19 protein-coding genes are annotated in these 19817 nt (G+C 69.8%); 11 read left to right on the forward strand and 8 right to left on the reverse strand.

From position 1 onward, the window contains the following. Positions 1-38: 38 nt before the first annotated feature. Complete coding sequence (locus tag FBY35_RS22055; protein WP_142215725.1) at positions 39-1010, reverse strand: LysR family transcriptional regulator; 972 nt, start codon at positions 1008-1010, stop codon at positions 39-41. An 80-nt stretch (positions 1011-1090) separates the two neighbouring features. Here FBY35_RS22055 and FBY35_RS22060 point away from each other — a divergent pair, with 80 nt between their 5' ends. Beyond that, positions 1091-1786 carry a type 1 glutamine amidotransferase domain-containing protein gene (locus tag FBY35_RS22060; RefSeq protein ID WP_142215726.1) on the forward strand — a complete coding sequence of 232 codons (696 nt, stop codon included), beginning with the start codon at positions 1091-1093 and terminating at the stop codon, positions 1784-1786. A gap of 294 nt (positions 1787-2080) precedes the next feature. Here FBY35_RS22060 and FBY35_RS22065 read toward each other — a convergent pair whose 3' ends face one another. Next, positions 2081-2533, reverse strand: coding sequence for an SPW repeat protein (locus FBY35_RS22065; RefSeq protein WP_142215727.1), 453 nt, complete (start codon positions 2531-2533; stop codon positions 2081-2083). A 161-nt stretch (positions 2534-2694) separates the two neighbouring features. Here FBY35_RS22065 and FBY35_RS22070 point away from each other — a divergent pair, with 161 nt between their 5' ends. Continuing rightward, positions 2695-3813, forward strand: a complete 1119-nt coding sequence (locus tag FBY35_RS22070) for a sulfite oxidase (RefSeq protein ID WP_142215728.1) — start codon at positions 2695-2697, stop codon at positions 3811-3813. A gap of 9 nt (positions 3814-3822) precedes the next feature. Here FBY35_RS22070 and FBY35_RS22075 read toward each other — a convergent pair whose 3' ends face one another. From FBY35_RS22075 to FBY35_RS22085, 3 genes are read right to left on the reverse strand one after another with little or no spacing between them, the layout of a single operon-like run. Continuing rightward, the gene (locus FBY35_RS22075; protein WP_142215729.1) at positions 3823-6240 is read right to left on the reverse strand and encodes a SpoIIE family protein phosphatase; all 2418 of its coding nucleotides are present in this window, start codon (positions 6238-6240) and stop codon (positions 3823-3825) included. Then, positions 6237-8798, reverse strand: coding sequence for a SpoIIE family protein phosphatase (locus tag FBY35_RS22080; RefSeq protein WP_142215730.1), 2562 nt, complete (start codon positions 8796-8798; stop codon positions 6237-6239). Before FBY35_RS22080 ends, FBY35_RS22075 begins: the two co-directional genes overlap by 4 nt. Before the next feature lie 57 nt (positions 8799-8855). Further along, complete coding sequence (locus FBY35_RS22085) at positions 8856-9680, reverse strand: maleylpyruvate isomerase family mycothiol-dependent enzyme (protein WP_142215731.1); 825 nt, start codon at positions 9678-9680, stop codon at positions 8856-8858. Between the two features lie 277 nt (positions 9681-9957). Here FBY35_RS22085 and FBY35_RS22095 point away from each other — a divergent pair, with 277 nt between their 5' ends. The 5 genes from FBY35_RS22095 (at position 9958) to FBY35_RS22115 (ending at position 13060) form a co-directional block, all read left to right on the forward strand. Then, complete coding sequence (locus tag FBY35_RS22095; RefSeq protein ID WP_142215732.1) at positions 9958-10245, forward strand: hypothetical protein; 288 nt, start codon at positions 9958-9960, stop codon at positions 10243-10245. A gap of 203 nt (positions 10246-10448) precedes the next feature. Next, on the forward strand, positions 10449-11048 hold the full coding sequence (locus FBY35_RS38105; RefSeq protein ID WP_399208636.1) for a hypothetical protein: 600 nt from the start codon (positions 10449-10451) through the stop codon (positions 11046-11048). Further along, a complete protein-coding gene (locus FBY35_RS38110; protein ID WP_399208638.1) occupies positions 11048-11227 on the forward strand; it encodes a hypothetical protein in 180 nt (59 codons plus the stop codon). The genes FBY35_RS38105 and FBY35_RS38110 overlap by 1 nt, the downstream gene beginning before the upstream one ends. Positions 11228-11334: 107 nt before the next feature. Then, positions 11335-12258: a MurR/RpiR family transcriptional regulator gene (locus FBY35_RS22110; RefSeq protein ID WP_260848781.1), complete on the forward strand. Its 924-nt coding sequence runs from the start codon at positions 11335-11337 to the stop codon at positions 12256-12258. A gap of 409 nt (positions 12259-12667) precedes the next feature. Further along, a complete protein-coding gene (locus FBY35_RS22115) occupies positions 12668-13060 on the forward strand; it encodes a hypothetical protein (protein WP_142215734.1) in 393 nt (130 codons plus the stop codon). Positions 13061-13103: 43 nt separating this feature from the next. On the opposite strand, the gene FBY35_RS22120 is transcribed toward FBY35_RS22115, so the two are convergent. The 3 genes from FBY35_RS22120 to FBY35_RS22130 all read right to left on the reverse strand — a co-directional run bounded on the left by FBY35_RS22120 (position 13104) and on the right by FBY35_RS22130 (position 16099). Beyond that, positions 13104-14489 (reverse strand): FAD-binding oxidoreductase, encoded by a 1386-nt coding sequence (locus tag FBY35_RS22120; RefSeq protein WP_142215735.1) that lies wholly within the window; start codon positions 14487-14489, stop codon positions 13104-13106. Between the two features lie 384 nt (positions 14490-14873). Beyond that, positions 14874-15656, reverse strand: a complete 783-nt coding sequence (locus FBY35_RS22125; RefSeq protein WP_142215736.1) for an amino acid ABC transporter ATP-binding protein — start codon at positions 15654-15656, stop codon at positions 14874-14876. Between the two features lie 89 nt (positions 15657-15745). Beyond that, positions 15746-16099 (reverse strand): cupin domain-containing protein, encoded by a 354-nt coding sequence (locus FBY35_RS22130; protein WP_142215737.1) that lies wholly within the window; start codon positions 16097-16099, stop codon positions 15746-15748. Positions 16100-16290: 191 nt separating this feature from the next. On the opposite strand from FBY35_RS22130, the gene FBY35_RS22135 reads away from it, so the two are divergent. The 4 genes from FBY35_RS22135 to FBY35_RS22150 all read left to right on the forward strand — a co-directional run bounded on the left by FBY35_RS22135 (position 16291) and on the right by FBY35_RS22150 (position 19771). Continuing rightward, positions 16291-17262 (forward strand): DUF3048 domain-containing protein, encoded by a 972-nt coding sequence (locus FBY35_RS22135; RefSeq protein ID WP_260848782.1) that lies wholly within the window; start codon positions 16291-16293, stop codon positions 17260-17262. A 267-nt stretch (positions 17263-17529) separates the two neighbouring features. Then, positions 17530-18453 carry a glutamate ABC transporter substrate-binding protein gene (locus tag FBY35_RS22140; protein WP_142215738.1) on the forward strand — a complete coding sequence of 308 codons (924 nt, stop codon included), beginning with the start codon at positions 17530-17532 and terminating at the stop codon, positions 18451-18453. A gap of 145 nt (positions 18454-18598) precedes the next feature. Beyond that, entirely contained in the window at positions 18599-19222 is a 624-nt protein-coding gene (locus FBY35_RS22145) for an NAD(P)-dependent oxidoreductase (protein WP_142215739.1), read from the forward strand. A gap of 165 nt (positions 19223-19387) precedes the next feature. Then, positions 19388-19771: a hypothetical protein gene (locus FBY35_RS22150; protein WP_186357034.1), complete on the forward strand. Its 384-nt coding sequence runs from the start codon at positions 19388-19390 to the stop codon at positions 19769-19771. Positions 19772-19817 lie beyond the last annotated feature (46 nt).

Genomic DNA, 19817 nt, shown 5'->3' on the forward strand with positions numbered 1-19817 from the left:
CAGTCGGCTGCTGCGGAAATCGCTGACCGGCACCTCACTCACCAGCCGCGCGCCTCCCGCAGCAGCCGGTCGCGCACCAGCGTGAGGTGCGGGTTGTCCATGGCGCCCGGGCGCTGGACGAGATAGCCGGTGTTGATGGGCGGATCCTCGGGCGCCAGCAGCGGCACCACCACGCCGGCGGTGAGTTCGCCCTGGCAGAGGTAGCGCGGCAGCACGCTCATCCCGGCCCCCGCGGCGACGGCCGAGAGCACCCCGCGCAGATCGGGGACAGTCAGCGCGGCCTGCGCGTTCAGGCGGGTCTCGAACACATGGCGCCAGTAACGGCGGGCGATGGGGAGATCCTCCGCGTAGGTGACCAGCGGGACGCCGCGCAGGGCGGCGGGCCCCTCGTCCGCCACCCGGTCCTGCCAGTCCCCGTCCGGGCCGATGCGCTCGGCCCACAGCGGCGATGCGACCAGCACGAACTCCTCGTCCGCCAGCGGTACGGAGGTGAGCGTGCGGCCACGCGGGCGGTGGGTGGAGATCACCAGGTCGTAGTGGCCCTGGCGCAGACCGTCGAGCAGGTCGTCGGTCAGCCCGGTCGTGACCCTGAGCCGTACGCCCTGCTCGACCAGCGTCGCGAGGGCGGGCAGGGCGCGTACGCACAGGAGCTCGGCCGGACCCGCGAGGTGCACCGGATCGGCGGTGACGGTCTCGTCGAGGTGGCCGCGGTCGGCGACGGCGGCCAGGGCGTCCAGGGGCGCCGCGATCCGTGCGGCGAGCCCGTCGGCGACCGGCGTCGGAGTGACACCGCGGGGCAGCCGGGCGAACAGCTCCCGTCCCAACTGCCGTTCCAGGGACCGGATCTGGGTGGTCACGGTGGGCTGGGACAGACCGAGAAAGCGTGCGGCCGCGGTGAATGAGCCCGCCCGGTGGACGGCGAGGAAGGTCCGCAGCAGGGTCAGATCGAGCGGTGCGTTCGACGCGGCCTCCCGCATTCCCGCCGATCCATTGGATTCTCTATGGCTCATGGTGGTGAGCCTATTGGATCCGAATGGCCCGGCGATTTAGGTTCGAGGACGTCAGCTAGAGCGAAGCGGAGAGATGTGAGATGGCGAAGATCCTGTTCGTACTGACCGGCTCGGACCACTGGACGCTGGCGGACGGAACCCGGCACCCGTCCGGCTACTGGGCCGAGGAGGCCGTGGCCCCCTACCGGGCCCTCACCGCCGCGGGTCACGAGGTCACGGTCGCCACCCCCGGCGGCGTCGTCCCCACTGCGGACGCTGCGAGCCTGGCCCCCGAGGTGAACGGCGGGCCGGAAGGCGCCGCCGCCGTCTCGGCCGCGCTCGCCGACATGTCCGTCCTGGAGCACCCCGTCAAGCTGGACGAGGTCGACCTCGCCGACTACGCGGCGGTCTTCTACCCCGGTGGGCACGGCCCGATGGAGGACCTGGCCGTCAACGCCGACTCGGGCGCCCTCCTCACCGCCGTGCTGGACTCCGGCAAGCCGCTCGGCGTGGTGTGCCACGGCCCGGCCGCGCTGCTCGCCGCGCGGCGCGAGGACGGCACATCGCCGTTCGCGGGCTACCGGCTGACCGGCTTCACCAACGCCGAGGAGACCCAGGCCGGCCTCGCGGACAAGGCGAAGTGGCTGCTCCAGAACCGGCTCGTGGAGCTCGGCGCGGACTTCCAGGAGGGCGAGCCGTGGGCCCCGCACGTGGTCACCGACCGCAATCTCATCACCGGCCAGAACCCGTCGTCGTCCGCCCCGCTGGCCGTCGAGCTCCTCAAGGCGCTGGGCTGACCGGCCTGCGCCGCGCCGTCGTCCACGGACCTCGGCGACGGAGAGCTGCAGCACGTCGCGCACAATGAGCACCGCGCGCCGGATGCCCGGCAGACGCTGCAGTGCCGCGACGAACGCGGGCTCCGCGCTCTCCCGACTCTCCTGCCGGAGAAGGCACAACTCCGGTTCGCCGTTGGCGCCTTGGGCGGCGGGAACTCGCGCCGGTGTCCGGCCCGCCGCAGGCAGCACGGTGGGGTGCGGCAGCCGCGCCCCACCGTGTCCCTCCGTGTCGGAATGTGCGCTTCAGCGCGTGGATCACATGGCCGCGTCCCCACGGGCACGGAGGCGGCTTGGACGGCGGACGTCCATGGCGGCCATGGCCAGGCCGAGCAGTAGGGCCACGGCTCCGACAATGACGTTGCTGACGATCGTTCGGGTCGTGTCGACGCTGCCTGCCACGACCCACGGAGCGATGATCGTCCATGCTCCGATGGCGATGGCACACCATGCCATGGCGTGAGTCCGCTCGTAGGCCGAGCCGAAACCTCCCATGCACAGGCAGTAGGCGGCGCCGGTGATCAGGTTGCAGACGGCCAGAGTGCTCAGGTCGTTGAACCCGACTATCCAGGGCGAGGCGGCCAGGTACAGACCCGTCAGGAGGGCCAGTGCCTCGATCGCCTGCGCACGCGGGGTCGTGGTCACCCGTTCGAACCGGGACCGCATCTCGGCCAGATCGGGGTGTTGCTCGATGCTCGGGTGGGTGGTCATTGCGGGCTGCCTCCTACTCAGAAGCCTTTATGTGCCCTTTATCTCCGCTATACGCTTGCTGGGGCATTCCCGTCAACAGGCAGCCCATGAGCACCTCGGAGCGATGTGCTCACGGTTCCCCGCAAGGTGCCCGGGACCGTCCCGGAGAGCACCATGAAGTCATGGACGGACGCATCGCCGACCTCAGCACACCCGGGCGTCTCGCCGAGTCCGGCGAGGGCATCGGCCTGGACGAACTCGCCCTCGCGACGCGCAATCACGGGCTTCTGCTGGAGGCCCTGCGCTATGACCTCACCCCCGCGGGACTGCACTATGTGCTCGTCCACTACGACATCCCCGCCGCCGACGCCGACGAGTGGAAACTGACCGTGAGCGGCCGGGTGCGCACGCCTCTGACCCTGGACATGCCGAGGCTGAGATCGTTTCCGTCCGCCACCCACCGCGTGACGATGGAATGCGCCGGAAACGGCAGGGCCCGCCTCGATCCACGGCCCGTGAGCCAGCCCTGGCTGGTCGAGGCCGTCGGAACCGCCGAGTGGACCGGGGTGCCACTGCGTACGCTGCTCGCCGAGGCCGGAGTGGAACCCGATGCCGTCGAGGCGGTCTTCACCGGGGCCGACCACGGTGTCGAGCGCGGCGTCGAGCAGGACTACCGGCGCAGCCTGCCGCTGGCACTGGCCCTGGGCGAGGATCGCGAGGTGCTGGTCGCGTACGAGATGAACGGCCTTCCCCTGCCGCCGCAGTACGGCAGTCCCCTGCGGCTGATCGTCCCCGGGTGGTACGGCATGGCGCATGTGAAGTGGCTGCGCGACATCGAGCTGACCGACACCCCGTTCACCGGATTCCAGCAGGCGGTGGCGTACCGCCTGCGGCAGTCTTCCGACGAGCCCGGCGAACCCGTCGACAAGATCGCCCCGCGTGCGCTGATGATCCCGCCGGGCTTCCCCGACTTCATGTCCCGGGCCCGTGTCGTACGCCCCGGCGAAGTGCCGCTGGAGGGTCGCGCCTGGTCCGGTCACGCCCCGGTGACCCGGGTGGAGGTCAGCACCGACGACGGCGGCTCCTGGAGCAGGGCCGCGCTGGACCCGGCGGACGGACACGACTGGGCATGGCGGCACTGGCATACGGCCTGGACCGCGACGCCGGGCAGCCATGTGCTGAGCGTGCGCGCAACCGACGCCGACGGACGTACGCAGCCCCTCACCCAGCCCTGGAACCGCGGCGGGTTCGCCAACAATCTGGTGCAGCGGATCCCGGTCCTGTGTCTGGACGGCGACTGACGCCTGCCGCTACGGCAGTGCCTGCTCGGCCCAGATGGTCTTGCCGCTGGACGCATGGCGGGTCCCCCACCGCTGGGTCATCTGGGCGACGAGGAACAGACCCCGGCCGCCTTCGTCGTCGTAGGCCGCACGGCGCAGATGAGGTGAGGTGTGGCCGTTGTCCGAGACCTCGCAGATCAGCATCCGGTCGCGGATGAGCCTCAGGCGGATCGGTCCGGAGGCATAGCGCAGGGCGTTGGTGACCAGCTCGCTCACCACCAGTTCGGTGGTGAAAACGAGGTCGTCCAGTCCCCATACGTGAACCTGACGGGCGGCCTCGGCACGGGCTCTGGCGACCTCCTCCGGATCGGGTGCCAGCTCCCAGGTGGCCACCTGCCGGCTGTCGAGTTTCCGGGTGCGGACGAGGAGCAGCGCGACGTCGTCGTCGACGGGACCGGACAGGAGCGACGCCACCGCCCGGTCGGCGAGCTCGTCCAGCGGGTTCGCGTGCTCCGCGAGGACGGCCCGGAGCCCCTCGAGACCGGCCTCGACATCCCGGTCGCGGGCCAGAACCAGGCCATCGGTGAACAGGGCGAGGAGGCTGCCCTCCGGCAGTGTCATTTCGCCGGTCTCGAAGGGGAGGCCGCCCAGACCGAGGGGCGGTCCCGCCGGGATGTCGGGGAAGGTGACGGAGCCGTCCGCGGGGTCAACGACGGCGGGCAGCAGATGGCCAGCCCGCGCCATGCGGCACAGCCCGGACACCGGGTCGTAGACGGCGTACAGACACGTCACCCCGAGCGCCGCGTCGTCCGGCACTTCGTCGCCCTCCATACGCGCGGCCTCCTGCTCGTCGGCCCCCTCCCCGAGCAGGTCGTCCAGGCGGGCAAGGAGGTCGTCGGGCGCGAGGTCCAGCCGCGCGAGCACCCGTACGCTCGTGCGCAGCCGGCCCATGGTGGCGGCGGCCCGCAGCCCGTGCCCGACCACATCTCCCACGACCAGACCGACCCGCGCGCCGGACAGGGCGATGGCGTCGAACCAGTCGCCACCGACTCCGGCGCTGCTGTCCGCGGGCAGATAGCGGTGGGCCAGCTCGACGCCGGTCAGCCGGGGCAGTTTCTGCGGGAGCAGGCTGCGCTGAAGCATCAGGGCGGCGGCATGCTCCCGGGTGTAGTGATGGGCGTTGTCGATGCAGACGGCGACCCGGGCCGCGAGTTCCTCGGCGACCGCCTGTTCGGCGGGGTCGAACGGGGCGGGCGTACGGTTCCGCGTGAAGGTGACCACGCCCAGCGTCGCGCTTTCGACACGCAGGGGCACGGCCAGGCTCGAGCGCTGGGGCGGTGACTCGTCACCGCCCTCCGGGCCCGGCGGGCCGGCCTGCACGGGCTTGTCGGCGGCGAGGCTGCGGGCCTGGGGCGAGTCGGGGGCGTAATGGACCCGCTTCCCCGGTACGGGCATCTCACCCGCAGCGCCCGCGGCTCCCTCCGCCTCCCCCAGCACCCGGACCACGGTGCCGGCCCGCCGCGCGCCGGGCGTGGAGTGTTCGCCTTCGAGGACGTCCTCCAGGAGGTCGACCGTGACCGCGTCGGCGAAGTCCGGGACGGCGACGGCAAAGAGCTCCCGAGCCGTGCGGGGGATGTCCAGGCTCGTTCCGAGATGAGCCCCGGCACGTACGAGCAGATCCAGCCGCTGCTGCGCGAGATAGCGATCGGTGATGTCCACCGTCTCCTCGCACACACCCAGCGAGGCGGACTCGGAGTCCTGCAGCCGGTAGTAGGAGCACGACCAGACGTGGTCGCGCTCCGGGTCCGAGGGCGGACGGCCGCGGTAGTGCAGGTCGATGACGGGCTCGCCGGTGGCGAGCACCTGCCGCATCATCTCTTCGAGAGTCTTCGGATACTCCACGGAGAGGACCTCGGCGTGGGTCACCATCTCGTCGGGGCCGAGGCCCACATACTGCGAGGTGCCCATCTCCTCGTACAGGGCGGCGTTCGTCCACACGACCCGCAGATCCGTGCCGTAGATGGCCAGACCGACGGGCGACTGCGTGGCCAGCCCCCGGAGCATCGACTGGAGGGCCTCCCACTGCTCGGTCTCCTCGGCGTCGGCCAGGGCCAGGAGCCGTGCCGGTCCGGTGCCGGCGTGGGCCAGGGGCAGTTCCGTCGTGGTCACGCGCACAGCGCGGCCGTCCTGGTGGCGCATACGGAGCGTGCGGGCGACGCGTCCCACATCCGTCGCCCGCGGGGCCGGGTGCCCCCATTCCATATGGTCCATCAGGAGGCTGTCGATCGGGCGCCCGAGCACGTCCTGCGGCACGTACCCCAGCAGTCCCTCAGCCGTCGGGCTCCAGCCGACGACCATGCCGTCGGCGTCCAGGACGGCCGTGGCGGCCCTGGTGGCGTTGAGGGGCCCGCGCACGCTGTCGTCCTTGACGCCGTTCGCACTGCTCATGGCGGGCTCCCGGTGCCGGATTCCGTCCATCGCGCGGCCAGCAGCAGCGCGATGTCGTCGGGCCGGTCGGTGGCCTGGCGTGCCTCGTTCATGAGGCGGTCCGCCGTTCCCGCGAGCGAGGACGAGCCCGCCCCGGCGAGCGAGCCCCGCAGCCTCTCGACGCCGAGGTCGATGTCGACTCCCGCCTGTTCGACGAGTCCGTCCGTGTAGAGGGCGAGGACATCGCCGGGCTCGAGCCGCAGCTCGGTCACGGGATACGAGGCCTCCTTGTCGACGCCGAGCACGACACCGCCGGGAAGGTCCAGGACCTCGGTCCTGCCGTTGGCGTGGCGCACCAGGGGCTGCGGATGACCGGCCCGCACTGCCTTTACGGAGCCGGTCGCCGGGTCGAGGACGACGAAGCAGCAGCTGGCGAACTGGCCGGGATCGAGGTCGATGAGCAGCCGGTTGGTGCCGGTCATCACCGCCTGCGGGTCGTGGCCGCTCAGCGCGAAGGCGCGTACGGCGCTGCGCAGTTGGCCCATGGTGGCCGCGGCGGCGACACCGTGTCCCTGTACGTCGCCGATGACCAGGGCCAGCCCTCGGTCGGTCTCGACGACGTCGTACCAGTCGCCTCCCACTTCCATGCTCTGGGTGCCGGGCAGATACCTGCCCACGGTGTCGACCTGGTCGAGCACGGGAAGCCGGTGCGGCAGCAGTGCGTCCTGCAGTCCGCGGGCGAGGGCCGCCTCGGTGTCGTAGCGCTGTGCTCGCTGGAGGGCCTGCGCGATGAGTCCGGCGAGCGCGGTCAGCACCGTACGTTCCTCGGGGCTGAAGCCGCGTGGCCGGTCGAAGCCGAGGATGCAGGAGCCGACGGGCCTGCCGGAGGCGATCAGCGGCAGGAAGGCCCGGGCGCCGACGTTGGCGTCCATGGGAATGCCGGGGTAGGCCTCGGCCAGGTGCTCCATGGACTCGAAGAAGATGGGACGGCCGGAGGTGAGCGTCTCGACGCCGGGAAGCCGGGCATCGAGCGCGACACCGTCGAAGCGGTTCAGGAAGCCCTGCGGGAATCCTGTCTCCCAGGCCAGATAGAGATGGCGCTCGCTGAGCAGGTAGATGGCCAGCTGACGGCCGCCGAAGGCGGGCAGCAGTTCCTCCGTGACCACGGCGGACACCTGGCGGGCCGTGACGGCCTCCGTCAGCGCGATCGCGAGAGCCACCGGGCGGTACAGGGCTGCCGCCCGGTCGGCCGCGGAGCCGAGTCCGGCGCCTGGTACGGCGACGGACCCCGACGCGTAGGCGGGCTGGTCCGACGGGGAGACGGTCACGGTCAAACCGTCCTGACCCGGATAGAGCGTGACCGACATCCAGTCCTCGGGCGAGCGGCGGGCCATGAAGTGAACAGGGTCGCGGGAGAGCAGCGCGGCCCTGTAGTGGTCCTCGTAGGCGAGATTCCCGAACCACGGGAGGACATCCCACAGGACACGTCCGGACAGCTCCGAGCGCGGCCGGCCGAGCAGGGTCTCCGCACTCTGGTTGACGTAGGTGATCCGTCCGAGCCGGTCGAGCGAGAAGATCCCGCGCGGGAGACGGTCGGTCGCCTCGGCCTCCATCGGGCCGGTGCCGAGGTCCATCAGGAATCCGGTCAGACGGCGGCCCTGACCGTCGCCGGGTGGTTGCGCGTGGGCCGAGAGTTCGAGCAGGTGAGGGCGTCCGTCAGGGCCGAGGAGCCGCATTCTGCGGGAGACGGGCCGTCCCGTCGTCTCCATGGCCTGGCGGGCGACGGCCCACAGCCCGTAGGCGTCCTCCGGTGCCAGCCGCGCCGCCAGTGCGTCGACGGTGTCGCCGAAGTCCGCACGACTGGTGCCGAGCATGGCGCACAGGTCCTCGTCGGCGGATATGGCGCCGGTGCTCAGGTCCCAGTCGAAGCGGCCGACGTGCACAGGCGGCGTGGTGACCGCGGGCAACTGGACGGAGACGGGTTCGCCGTCCCACACGGCCTTCACCGCCCGCGCGTCCAGCATGACAAGGGCGGTACCGAGCCGTGCCGCGGCGTTGTGCATCCGCAGCCGGTCGGCGTGCGACACCGGCTGTCCGGGCGTGGACGGACGCAGCACGACCAGCACCCCGAATTTCTGGCGACCGCTGACCACGGGCGCGTACAACGAGCCGAAGGGGTAGGGCAGACCCGCCATGAGCTGCGGGTACCTCCGCATGGCTTCCTCGGCGTCGCCGAGGTGGATGGCCTGGCCCGAGCGGTGCGCGTCGGCCACCGGGAACGGCCGGTTCACATGCATGCGCCACCACGGTCGGAACAGCCGGTTGGGCAGCCCTGCCAGCACGGCCAGCCGGAGCAGCCCCGGCGTGCTGGAGGGCACATAGACGCCGCCCGCGTACCCGCCGACAGCCTCGATCGCCCCTACGGCGGCCTGCGCGAGCACCAGGGCCAGTTCGTCCGGAACGCGGTCGGTGCCGTTCGGTTTCCCGGGTGGCGCCCCGCCCTCGCTCACCGCGGCGCGCCCGGCCGCGCGGTACCAGGTCACACAGCCAGCATGCTCCCCGGCGGGCTCCCCGCGCATCTCCTTGCCGCCCGCCGCCCCACCCGCGGCGTGCCCCGAGCGGCGGGTCGGCGTTCCTCAGAACGCGGAGTTGGCGAACCAGCGGGTCAGCAGATCCTCGTCCCCGGTGATCTCGAAGGCATCCGCGCTGCGGTCGAGGCGTCCGTACAGGAGCAGCAGCAGATCGGCCGCGGCGGCCCGGATCGTGGCGTCGGCCGATGTGTCCGCGGAGTCCTGGTCGACGCCGAAACCGTCGGGCCGCAGTCGGACCAGCCCGTCGCCCTCCACGTCGGTGCAGCGGAACCGCAGGGTTTCGCCGCTTCCCCGCAGCTTGGCCACATCGGGCGCGAAGGGAGTGGCGAAGGGCAGGTTGACCAGGAACTCGTCCACGCCGTCGGCCGCGAGGCCGCGGTCGATCACGGGCCGCAGTCCCAGCGCGAGTTCGGCGTCGACACGGTGCACCAGGGTCTCGAACAACATCCGCCGCACCCAGAACCTGGCGTGGTGATCGGCGCCCCACGCCCACATCGGGGCGTCCGGGTCAGTGATGGCGAACGCACCGGCCGCCTCGGCCGCGCTCGCGGTCAGCCAGTCGGCGAACCCGTCCTCGTCCGCCGGAAGTCGCAGCTCGACCTCACGGCTGCGTGGGGGTGCCTGGACGAGCTGACGCAGCATTACGGAGAACCAGCGCTGCACACTCCCGGTGTGGCGTACGAGATCGAGCAGTGACCAGCCCGGACAACTGGGTACCGCCGTCGCCAGGGGGGCTCCCCCGACGACCGCCACGAATCTGGCGGTCTCCGCCGCGACGGCGTCACGATGAGCCGCGGCCGTCACGGCGGAGCTCGACGGCGTCTCCTTCTCGGACTCCGACTCCGGTGCGGAATGATCCACTGTGGCCATGGGCTGTGTTTCCCGATCCGTCCGGCCCGGCGACCTGTCAGGCCGGGCGCTCGCAGGCAGCCTGTCACAGCCCTCAATGGCGCCAGAACCTCACCCGGTCCCCGCTCAGGACGCCTCGACCGCCGCCTTGATCCGCTGTCCGAACGCGTCCGCGTCCTTGCGGGCCGCGCTCAGGGCGAGCGGAGTGCTGTCAGCGCCTCGCGGATCGGCGCTACCGCCCGCGGGTGAGTGGGGCGCTTCGGCCGTGTCCGCCCGTCAGGTCAGCCGTTGCCAGGGCATGAACAAAACACGACGCGTTCTCGCCGCCGTAGCTCTTGCCACCGGCGCCACGGCGCTGGCTGCCCCCGCCGCGAGCGCCGATGTCGCCACCGACCACAAGATCCCCGTCATGAGCCAGGTCGACTCTTTCGCCGAGAGCAGCATCCCTTCGGAGCACCGGGCCGAAGTGCCGTCGGTGTCCGGTCAGTTCGGGGGGCTCGACAAGGGACTCGGTGAAATGAACCAGCTGCACCAGCTCACCGACCTGGTCGCGCCCGTCACCGGGCTGCTTCCCTCGGTTCAGTAGCAGGCCGGGGCGGGCAGCCGGGTCCCGGTGGCGCACGAACGCCGGGCGGGAGTCCAGACCCGCCGGGCCCCGGCCGCCCACCCCCACCCCCGAACGGATTGCGTCATCCGCGGGCGACGATCCGCCGGTTCATTGGCATGTCCAACTCAGATCTCTAGCGTCGGAATCAGTCTAAAGGTTCCTAAACTTGACCGCGCCGAGGCGTGACGTTCCGAACAGCCCACTGGGAGATCACCGCGGCCCACCGCCCCGCCCTGTCCCGGCGCCTGACCGCTGCGGCCGCCGTCCTCGGCCTGCTCCTCGCGCTCCATACGAGTACGACATCCGCCACACCCGCCGAACCCACCGGACACGGCCCGGCGTTGACCGAGGTGGCCGCCGCGCCGGGCAGCGAAACCGCACTGTCCGGCTATGCCATCCAGTCGACGGCCAAGGTCTCCGAGTCGGCGGCCGAAGTCTCCAGCCCCGGCTGTCCGACCGCCGGCTGGTATCCGGCCGGGCCGCGGTCCACGGCCCTCGCCGCGCTGCTCGCGCACGGCACGCACGCCGATCCGTTCTACTCCACCAACCTGAAGAAGATCCCGGCAGCGGACTTCGGCGTCCTCTGCTGGTACCGCTCGGACTTCACCGTCACACCCACCACCGCCTACGCCGACCTCAAGGGCCTGAGCTCCATGGCGAAGACGACCGTGTCCGCGACCGCGAGCACCACGGCGGCCGGCGACGGGGCCTCCACGACCACCGTCACGGTACGCAACGCGGCCACGGCAGGACCCCGGCTCTGCTCACGGATGTCCATCTGATGGACAGCGCGGGCGCTCCCGTGCTGCCGGTCCGGTGGTCCGACAACCAGGTCAGCCTCTGGCCCGGCGAATCGGCGACGCTCACCGCGGCCTTCCGAACGAGCGACCTGCATGGTTCAGTACCCCGTCTGAGGATCTCCGGCTGGAACACTCCGACGACCACGGTGGGCGCACACTGATCCGAGAACGGGCAGCCACCGCGGGCTGCCCGTTCTCGTTCTCACCCCTTGTGACCACGGTGAGTGAGCTATGTTGAGCGGAAATGGGACGAGAAGGAGTGACACCGGTGCCATCAGATCAGCAGGCACGCGCACAGGCGTCTGCGATCACGCCGGGAGGGCAGTCTCCCGAGACGGAGACCGCCCCCACGGACAGGGTTCTCGCCCTGTTCGGCGGTCACCGGCTGTCGCCCGCGCAGCGGCGGATCGCCCAGTACCTGGTGGACCATCTCACCGAGGCCGCTTTCCTTTCGATCACTGAGCTCGCGGAACGCGTGGGGGTGAGCCAGCCGTCGGTCACCCGCTTCGCGTCCTCGCTGGGTTTCAGCGGATACCCCGCGCTGCGGGAGGCACTTCAGCCCATCGCCCTCAGCGCGGTCGCCGGTTCGCCGGACACGCGGGAGGAAATCCGCCGCAACGAACTGCAGGCCGCCGTCGACGCCGAGATCGAGAACCTGGAGAGCCTGCGCCGCCTGCTCGCGGACACCAACCAGGTCCTGGACGTCGGCCGGGAGCTGGCACGGTCGGTTCCGTTGACGATTCTGGGCCTGCGGATCTCGGTGTCCCTGGCGGAGTACTTCGCCTATGCCGCGAGACGGATCCATCCCGATGTGCGCACGGTGACCCGCGGCGGCAGCGTCGCCTATGACGCGCTGCTGCAGTCGCACGAGGCCGGCGGGACCTGGGTGCTGGCCTTCGCCATGCCGCGGCACGCCAACGAGACGCTCGCGACGATGCGTACGGCCCGCCGCATCGGGCTTCGTGTCGCGCTGATCACCGACCTCGCCTTCGGACCGCTGGTGGACGAGGCCGACGTGGCGCTGATCGCGGGCACCGGCTCACGTCTGGTCTTCGACTCGTACGCGGCACCGGGCGTGCTGTCCGCGGCCCTCCTCCAGGCCATGGCGGATGCCGACCCCCAGCGCACACAGGTCCGGCTCGAGGGCTACGAGCAGGTCGCCGATCAGCACGACTTCTTCATCGAGGAGTGAATCCGAGGGCTGGGCCCGAGGTCGGGCCCAGGCTTCGCCCACCGTTGGTCCGCTTCGCGCACGCCTCTGCGCCGCCGTCGCGGAAGCTCGCAGACCAGGCGTTTTCACCATCATTCATGCATGAAATTTTTCATACCCTTGCGTACTCGACGGTATATATATTTACTTCTCCGGTGGCCCCGGTTTTCCGGAGCCGCATGCCGGAACCACGGCCCTCACGGGCCACAGAACTGGACACCATAGGACGACGCCTCCTCTCGTCGGCCCGGGGTGATCCAACAGGGCGCTCCGCTTCCCCTCGGACGCCCGCCATCGGCGGCCCCGGTCAACCCCTGGGCCGGGGCCGCCGGAAATCCCCTCGATCAGAGCCACGCGTACGACATCCGCACGACATCCCAAAAGGACGACGATGTCCCAGACCTACTCGCCGATCAACGCGGACTGGCCGTACCAGGTCAAGGCTCCCGGCAGCCACGACTGGGAACGAACCGCCGCCCGCTGGCTGCGAGACCTCCTGCCGGCCCGCTACGCCGGCTACTCGCCGCTCACCCGCAACACGATCCTGCTCGCCCGCCACGCACACTTCCAGGTGCAGAACGAGATGCGGGCCGTGCGGACCGCGCTGCAGACCTCCAGGGCCGAACTGCCGACCCTCGGAGTGGCCGAGACGATCATCGAGAGCACGATCCGGATGTACGCGATCGAGCTGGAGCAGCTGAGCCGCCTGGCCCGCGGCATCCGGCTGATCTCCGAAGCCCTCCAAGCGGAAGGCGCGGTACCGCGCAGACGGTCGCACGTCTAGGTTCCAGGTCGTGTCCGGCCGGCAGCCTGCTGGGCGTTGGCCGTCAGCCCTGCTTGCCCGGCTCGATGTTCTGGTTCGCGTGGAACAGGTTGTGCGGATCGTAGGTCCGCTTGATCTCCGCCAGCCTGTCGTAGTGGCCGCGGTAGGTGGCCCTGACCCGCTCGTGGCCCTCGTCGGCGCCGATGAAGTTCACGTACGAGCCGCCCATGGAGTACGGGTGCAGCTCTTCCCAGTAGTCCACGGCCCACTGCCTGATCACCTCGGCGTTGTCCGGTTCGGGGTCGATGCCGCCGATCACGCCGGACCAGACGGCATCCCGGTACGCCCACGCGGTGTCGTCTTCGGCTACCCGGCCCGCGGCGCCGTCGACCGGGTAGAGGTGCATGGTCGACAGGTCGGTGGGGAGGTTTTCGCCGTACTTGAGGTGGACGTCCATCGCTTCGTCCGTGATCCGGTCGAAGAGGTCACCGCGCCAATACCACTGCAGTCCGGTGGGAATCAGCTCGTCGAACATGCCCTGGAGCGCGGGGTAGGGCATCGGCGTCGTGAAGTGGAAGGCCGGCCGGCCGGGCTCGTTCACGGCGGTGAGGGCCTCGTCCAGCTCGGCCAGGTCCCCCGTCCAGCACCACACCACGCCACACATCTTGTGTCCGTGGAGCTCTTCCGGGAACGGCGGGCCGGGCGGCACGACCAGCAGCGCGAAGAAGCCGTTGAGGTCATCGGGTGCCTGCGGCAGGAACTCGCGGTACCAGCGCAGCACTTCGCGTGTCTGGTCCACCGGCCAGACGGTGACCCCCACACCCACGGTATGCACCGGGTGCAGCCCGAAGGTGAAGGAGGTGACGATGCCGAAGTTCCCGCCACCGCCGCGCAGCGCCCAGAACAGGTCCGGGTGCTCGTCCTTGTTCGCGGTGACGAAGCTGCCGTCCGCGAGCACGACGTCGGCGGAGAGCAGATTGTCCACCGACAGGCCGTACTTGCGGGTGAGATGGCCGTGACCGCCGCCGAGGGTGAGGCCGCCGACGCCCGTCGTCGACATGATGCCGGCGGGGGTGGCAAGACCGAAGCCATGGCCGGCGTGGTCGAGGTCGCCGAGCTGTGAGCCACCGCCGACCGTGGCGGTCTTGGTGGCGGGATCGACGCGCACCCAGCGCATGGGCGACAGGTCGACCGTGACAGCGTCGTCAGCGAGGCTCAGGCCCGATCCGCTGTGTCCGCCGCACTTGACGGTGAGTTCGAGACCGTGGTCGCGGATGAAGTCGACCGCGTTCATGACGTCTGCCGCGTCCGAGCAGCCCACGAAGGCGGCCGGGCGCCGGTCGATCATCGCGTTGTAGATCTTGCGAGCCTCGTTGTAGTCCGGGTCCTTCGGGCCGATCACCGGACCGCGCAGGGCGGACCGCATCGCTTCCAGGGTTGTGCCGTCCATGGCCGTCTCCCACGCGGGGTGCGGACCGCAGCCCACCCGGCCTCCCGGCCGTCCGGCCGCAGCGTCCAGCGCCTCGCCGCCGCGGTGTCCCCCGTCGGCGGAGTCTTGGCCCGGGGCACCTCACGGGCCGCAGGCACAATCGTGCGCCGCGGGGCTGATACTTCCAGCCTCGCGCCGGAAGAGGGGCTGCGCAAACGCGGAGGCGCGCCGCGGTTCGACACCATCCGGATCGGCGATGCGATGGGCGACCCCCATGCCCGAACCGAGGAGACACCCCAGCAGGCCTCCCAGCAGGGGTACTTCGCTCCGCCGGCACCGGAAACGGTCGTGGTTCCCTGCCGCACTGCGACGGGCTGAACACCCTTCGCCCGGGGCCGGCTGGGCTCAGTGGTGAAGGATCTTCGACAGGAAGTCCTTCGCGCGGTCACTCCTCGGATGGGTGAAGAACTCCTCGGGCGTCGTCTCCTCGACGATGCGGCCGTCGGCCATGAACACCACACGGTTGGCGGCCGAGCGGGCGAAGCCCATCTCGTGAGTGACGACGACCATCGTCATACCGTCACGGGCGAGCTGCTGCATGACCTCCAGCACCTCGTTGATCATCTCGGGGTCGAGGGCCGACGTCGGCTCGTCGAAGAGCATGACCTTCGGATCCATGGCCAGCGCCCGCGCGATCGCGACCCGCTGCTGCTGACCACCGGAGAGCTGCGCCGGGTACTTGTCCGCCTGGGTGGCGACCCCCACCCGGTCGAGAAGTGAACGCGCCCGCTCCGCGGCGGTCTTCTTGTCCTTCTTGCGGACCTTGATCTGGCCCAGCATCACATTCTCCAGAACCGTCTTGTGCGCGAAGAGGTTGAAGGACTGGAAGACCATGCCGACATCGGCCCGCAGCCGGGCGAGTTCCTTGCCCTCCGCGGGCAGCGGCTTGCCGTCGATGGCGATCTCGCCGGAGTCGATGGTCTCGAGGCGGTTGATGGCCCGGCAGAGCGTCGACTTCCCGCCCCCGGAGGGCCCGATGACGACCACGACCTCGCCTCGTGCAATGGTCAGGTCGATGTTCTGGAGCACATGCAGCGCGCCGAAGTGCTTGTTGACGTTGCTCAGCGCGATAAGGGCGTCGCTCCTGGGCTGCGTGGCGTTCCCCTTGCTCACTGTTGCTCCGCTCATCGGCTTCATACTCCGTCCGTCGCGGAACGGCCGCATGCCGAGCGCCTCATGGCGTACGCAGCGTCGTACCTGCTGCCCAAGTTACGCCTTCAGGCCGTCGTGATCTGGTACGCCTTCCGCAGTGTCTCGTGGACGGTCCAGGTCGTGCGCTCCCCTTCCCGCAGGACGCATGCGTCTCCCGGGCCGACGTCGAAGGTGGGGCCTTCTTCAACCGCGATGGTTGCGCGGCCGCTGATGACGACGAAGAGCTCGTTCGCCTCGGTGTCGGTCACCACGCCGGGGGTGATCTGCCAGATTCCCCGGATGTTCTTGCCGTCCTCCGACTCCCAGAGCACGGTGCCCGAGACCTCTGGGGCGCCCTGGACGATCTGTGCCGGGTCAAGCGGGTCCGGCTCGAGGTCGGCGTCGGGGACGTGTACCGCGAAACTGTTGTGCGTCGTCATGATCGCGACGCTAGGCCATGCCGGGTGGCGCGGGACATGGACACAGTGACGCGCTCCCCGTCCGCCGAGTGGACAGTACGTTCGTCGCTTATGCGCCGTAGTCTCGGACTACTGAGAGTGGGATGTGCACCATGACGCCGCTGCCGACGGTTCGCCCGGGCTCCGGCGGGTGACTCGAAGGGGCGTCCGCCATGTCCGCGAAGTCTGAGAAGAGACCGGCCACCGCGGCCGTCGTGATGCTGTTCGTGACGCTCGCCCTCGCCGCCTCCGGGTGCGAGGGCGGCGACGGCAGTGCCCCGCCGACCGGTACCCGCACGCCATCACCGAGCACGCCGTCGGTTCCTCCAGCCCATGTACTGGCAGTGAAGATCGACAACGTGGCTCCGGCCCGGCCCCCCACAGGGCTCGAGAACGCGGACATCGTTTACGTCGAGCGGGTAGAGGCGGGCCTGAGCCGGATCCTCGCCGCCTACTCCTCCCAACTCCCGCCCGTCGTCGGCCCGGTGCGCAGCGCCCGTGAATCCGATCTGGAACTGCTGCGCCAGTTCGGCCGGCCGACCCTCGCCTTCTCCGGAGCGCAGAGCAAGCTTCTGCCGGTCATCGCTGCGGCCCCGGTGAAGGCGCTTCCGCCGGGAAAGGCACCGAAGGGCGCCTACTTCCGCGGGGGAGACCGCGCCGCCCCGCACAATCTCTATCTGCGGCCGAAGCGCGCCGTGCCCGACGTCCCGGGTGTGAACGCGGCCACGTACGCCGGCTTCTCGTTCGGTCCCGAGCCTGCGGGAGGGAAGCCGACCGCCACGTACGGGGTTCGCTATCCGGCCGCACGCTTCGCCTTCACATGGTCGGCACAAAGGCGTCAGTGGCTGGTGACCATGGACGGCACCCCCTCCCGCACATCGGCGGGGCGGCCACTGGGGGCCCCCACCGTCGTCGTGCAGTACGTGAGGGTGCGCCCGTCGAAGTTCCGCGACCGCGGGGGCAACACCACTCCGTACACCGAGACCGTGGGCTCCGGCACGGCGATCGTCCTGCGTGACAGCAAGGCGTACAAGGCCGCCTGGAAGCGCCCGACCGCCACATCGGGGACGACGTTCACGACTGCTGGCGGCACGAGGTTGGCGTTCGCCCCGGGCCAGGTCTGGATCGTGTACGCGGCTCGCTGATCCGGGCCTCGCGACCGGTTCGAGCCCCCCGACGGCGTGTTCCGTGGCCGGACCGTGATGCTCAATTTCAGCTCAGATGTGGTGACGGTGCGATGGCCTTGTCCTATCGTCCTCCCAGCTGTCTTCCCATCGAGAAGCCATTGAGAAGGCCGGAGCAATGCGCCGATGACGGACATTTCGACGACCTGAGGGCGCCGGGCGCCGTCCCGTCATTCAGCCTCCTCACGCACTCCGCTCCATCTGTTGATCTTTTGAGGATGTTCCACCATGAAGTCGTACAAGTCCGCCGCCCTCGCGGCGATCACTGTGGTGTCGGTCACCCTCACCGCAACCGCCTGCAGCGGAGAGTCCGGGAATGCCTCCGGTGACGAGCCCACCAGCAGCTCGAACGGAAACCACCCGCGGCTGCCCACGTACACGGTCGCCAAGAACGTCAAGCTCGACTCCCCGACGCTGAAGAAGGCCCAGAAGGCCGGCAAGCTCGTCATCGGCGCGAAGAACGACCAGCCCTTCCTCGGCTTCGAGGAGAAGGACGGCACGCGCTCCGGCTTCGACATCGAGGTCGCCAAGATGGTCGCCGCCGATCTCGGGTTCTCGCCCGACAAGATCGAGTTCAAGACGGTCGACACGAAGAACCGTGAGGCCGCCATCTCCAGCGGCGAGGTCGACCTGTACGTCGGCACGTACACGATCAACAACGAGCGCAAGAAGAAGGTGGGCTTCGCCGGCCCGTACTACATGGCCGGTGCCGACCTTCTGGTCCGCGAGAACGACAACACAATCGGGGGACCGTACTCCCTGGAGGAAAAGAAGGTCTGCTCGGTCAAGGGATCGACAGCGCTTCGGGAGATCAAGAAGCCCGACTACAACACCTCGACGGTCGAGATGTCCAAGTACTTCGAGTGCGTCCAGCTCCTGCTCGACAAGAAGGTCGACGCCGTCACCACGGACGACGCCATCCTCATGGGCTACGCCGCCCAGCGTCCGGACAAGCTGAAGGTCGTCGGCAACCCGTTCACCGACGAGCCCTACGGCGTCGGCATGAACAAGGACGACGCGGTGCTGCGCGAAGCGGTGACGACCGCGCTCGAGGCCCACGACGAGAACGGCGACCACAAGAGGGCGTACGCCGCGACGCTGGGTCTTTCCGGCTCGAAGTACGGCGGCGCGCCGGTGGTCGAGCGCTACTGACGCGGCTGCCGAACCGGCTTCCGGACCCGGGAGCCGGTTCGGCATGCCCTTCTCCTGGGCGCGGTAGCGCACCGCGCCCAGGGGGTCGAGGCTGGATGAGAGGGAGTTTTTCCGGATCCGGCAGCAGACTGGAGGGCCGTCCGACATGAAACTCCTGCTTCTCGGCGCGACCGGCCCCACCGGTCTCCAATTGGTCGGTCAGGCCCTTGACCTGGGCCATCACGTCACCGCGCTCGTGCGTAGTCCGGAAAAGCTGCCGTGGGTCAACGACCGGCTGACCGTACTGGTCGGTGATGTCGCCGACGAGCGGGAACTCGCGAGTGCCGCCCTGGGCCAGGACGCCGTGCTGAGCACGATGGGGACGGGGAGGAGCCTCACGTCCGACATCGTCAGCCGCACCGTGGACGCACTCATCCTCGCCATGCACGATGCCGGAGTCGATCGTCTGATCTTCCTCTCGGCCTTCGGCGTCAACGAAACCTACGCCCAGGCTTCGCTGCCGCAACGGTTCTTCTACCGCACGATGCTGAGAAAGGTCTACCCCGACAAGGGGAAGGCGGACCGCAAGCTCCTCGCCAGCGACCTGGACGTGACCCTCGTCTATCCGGTTGCACTGACCAACCGGCCTTTCACCGGCACCTACCGCGTCGGTGAGCATTTCGAATTCAGAGGCATGCCCAGGATCAGCCGTGCGGACGTCGCCCACTTCATGCTCACCCAAGTCACGGACGCGGCCTGGTCCCGCCGTACGGCCATCCTCACCAACTGACTGGAAATGCCCTCGGCCCTTCTCCACCTCTGCGCGCAAGCGAGCAGGCGACACCCCTGGAGCGCACGTCACGCCGGGAGCGCCGACAACAGGCGTGAGTTAGGAGGGGACAAATCGGGGCACACGCCCTACGCCAGCGCGGACCATCTGAAGGGAATTCGCGCCATGATCCTTCTCGGGCTTCTGCTACTTCTGGCGACCGGAGCCTTCATAGGGCTGCTGATCGCGTACAACACCTCCGGCGGCCCGGAGTACACGGTGACGATGTTCGACAACCACCTGGCCACCATGAACAGCCTGTCGATCTTCCTCTCCGGAGTCGCCCTTGCCCTGCTCTTCTGCATCGGGTGCGCCCTGGCCGTGGGCGCCGCGCGACGCCGGCGCCGGTACACCACCGTGCGGGAGCCGCGAACGGGGGCCGTCAGGACTTCGGCCGAGCGCGGCGACGCGCTGGGCGAGTCGGCAACCCCCGCCGACGAGGCACCGCCCGCCGGCCCGGCACGGGGCCCGTCCCCCCGCCACAAATACCGTCACCACTTGGGGCACTAGACGCGCGTAGGAGCCGATTCAGGTGACCGGATCGGGGTTCGGGACC

The organism is Streptomyces sp. SLBN-118 (assembly GCF_006715635.1).
Lineage (GTDB): Bacteria > Actinomycetota > Actinomycetes > Streptomycetales > Streptomycetaceae > Streptomyces.

Coding starts and splice junctions, on each gene's coding strand:
- FBY35_RS22055 (WP_142215725.1), bottom strand. CDS start 1,010: ATGAGCCATAGAGAATCCAATGGATCGGCGGGAATGCGGGAGGCCGCG.
- FBY35_RS22060 (WP_142215726.1), top strand. CDS start 1,091: ATGGCGAAGATCCTGTTCGTACTGACCGGCTCGGACCACTGGACGCTG.
- FBY35_RS22065 (WP_142215727.1), bottom strand. CDS start 2,533: ATGACCACCCACCCGAGCATCGAGCAACACCCCGATCTGGCCGAGATG.
- FBY35_RS22070 (WP_142215728.1), top strand. CDS start 2,695: ATGGACGGACGCATCGCCGACCTCAGCACACCCGGGCGTCTCGCCGAG.
- FBY35_RS22075 (WP_142215729.1), bottom strand. CDS start 6,240: ATGAGCAGTGCGAACGGCGTCAAGGACGACAGCGTGCGCGGGCCCCTC.
- FBY35_RS22080 (WP_142215730.1), bottom strand. CDS start 8,798: ATGCGCGGGGAGCCCGCCGGGGAGCATGCTGGCTGTGTGACCTGGTAC.
- FBY35_RS22085 (WP_142215731.1), bottom strand. CDS start 9,680: ATGGCCACAGTGGATCATTCCGCACCGGAGTCGGAGTCCGAGAAGGAG.
- FBY35_RS22095 (WP_142215732.1), top strand. CDS start 9,958: ATGAACAAAACACGACGCGTTCTCGCCGCCGTAGCTCTTGCCACCGGC.
- FBY35_RS38110 (WP_399208638.1), top strand. CDS start 11,048: ATGGACAGCGCGGGCGCTCCCGTGCTGCCGGTCCGGTGGTCCGACAAC.
- FBY35_RS22115 (WP_142215734.1), top strand. CDS start 12,668: ATGTCCCAGACCTACTCGCCGATCAACGCGGACTGGCCGTACCAGGTC.
- FBY35_RS22120 (WP_142215735.1), bottom strand. CDS start 14,489: ATGGACGGCACAACCCTGGAAGCGATGCGGTCCGCCCTGCGCGGTCCG.
- FBY35_RS22125 (WP_142215736.1), bottom strand. CDS start 15,656: ATGAGCGGAGCAACAGTGAGCAAGGGGAACGCCACGCAGCCCAGGAGC.
- FBY35_RS22130 (WP_142215737.1), bottom strand. CDS start 16,099: ATGACGACGCACAACAGTTTCGCGGTACACGTCCCCGACGCCGACCTC.
- FBY35_RS22135 (WP_260848782.1), top strand. CDS start 16,291: ATGTCCGCGAAGTCTGAGAAGAGACCGGCCACCGCGGCCGTCGTGATG.
- FBY35_RS22140 (WP_142215738.1), top strand. CDS start 17,530: ATGAAGTCGTACAAGTCCGCCGCCCTCGCGGCGATCACTGTGGTGTCG.
- FBY35_RS22145 (WP_142215739.1), top strand. CDS start 18,599: ATGAAACTCCTGCTTCTCGGCGCGACCGGCCCCACCGGTCTCCAATTG.
- FBY35_RS22150 (WP_186357034.1), top strand. CDS start 19,388: ATGATCCTTCTCGGGCTTCTGCTACTTCTGGCGACCGGAGCCTTCATA.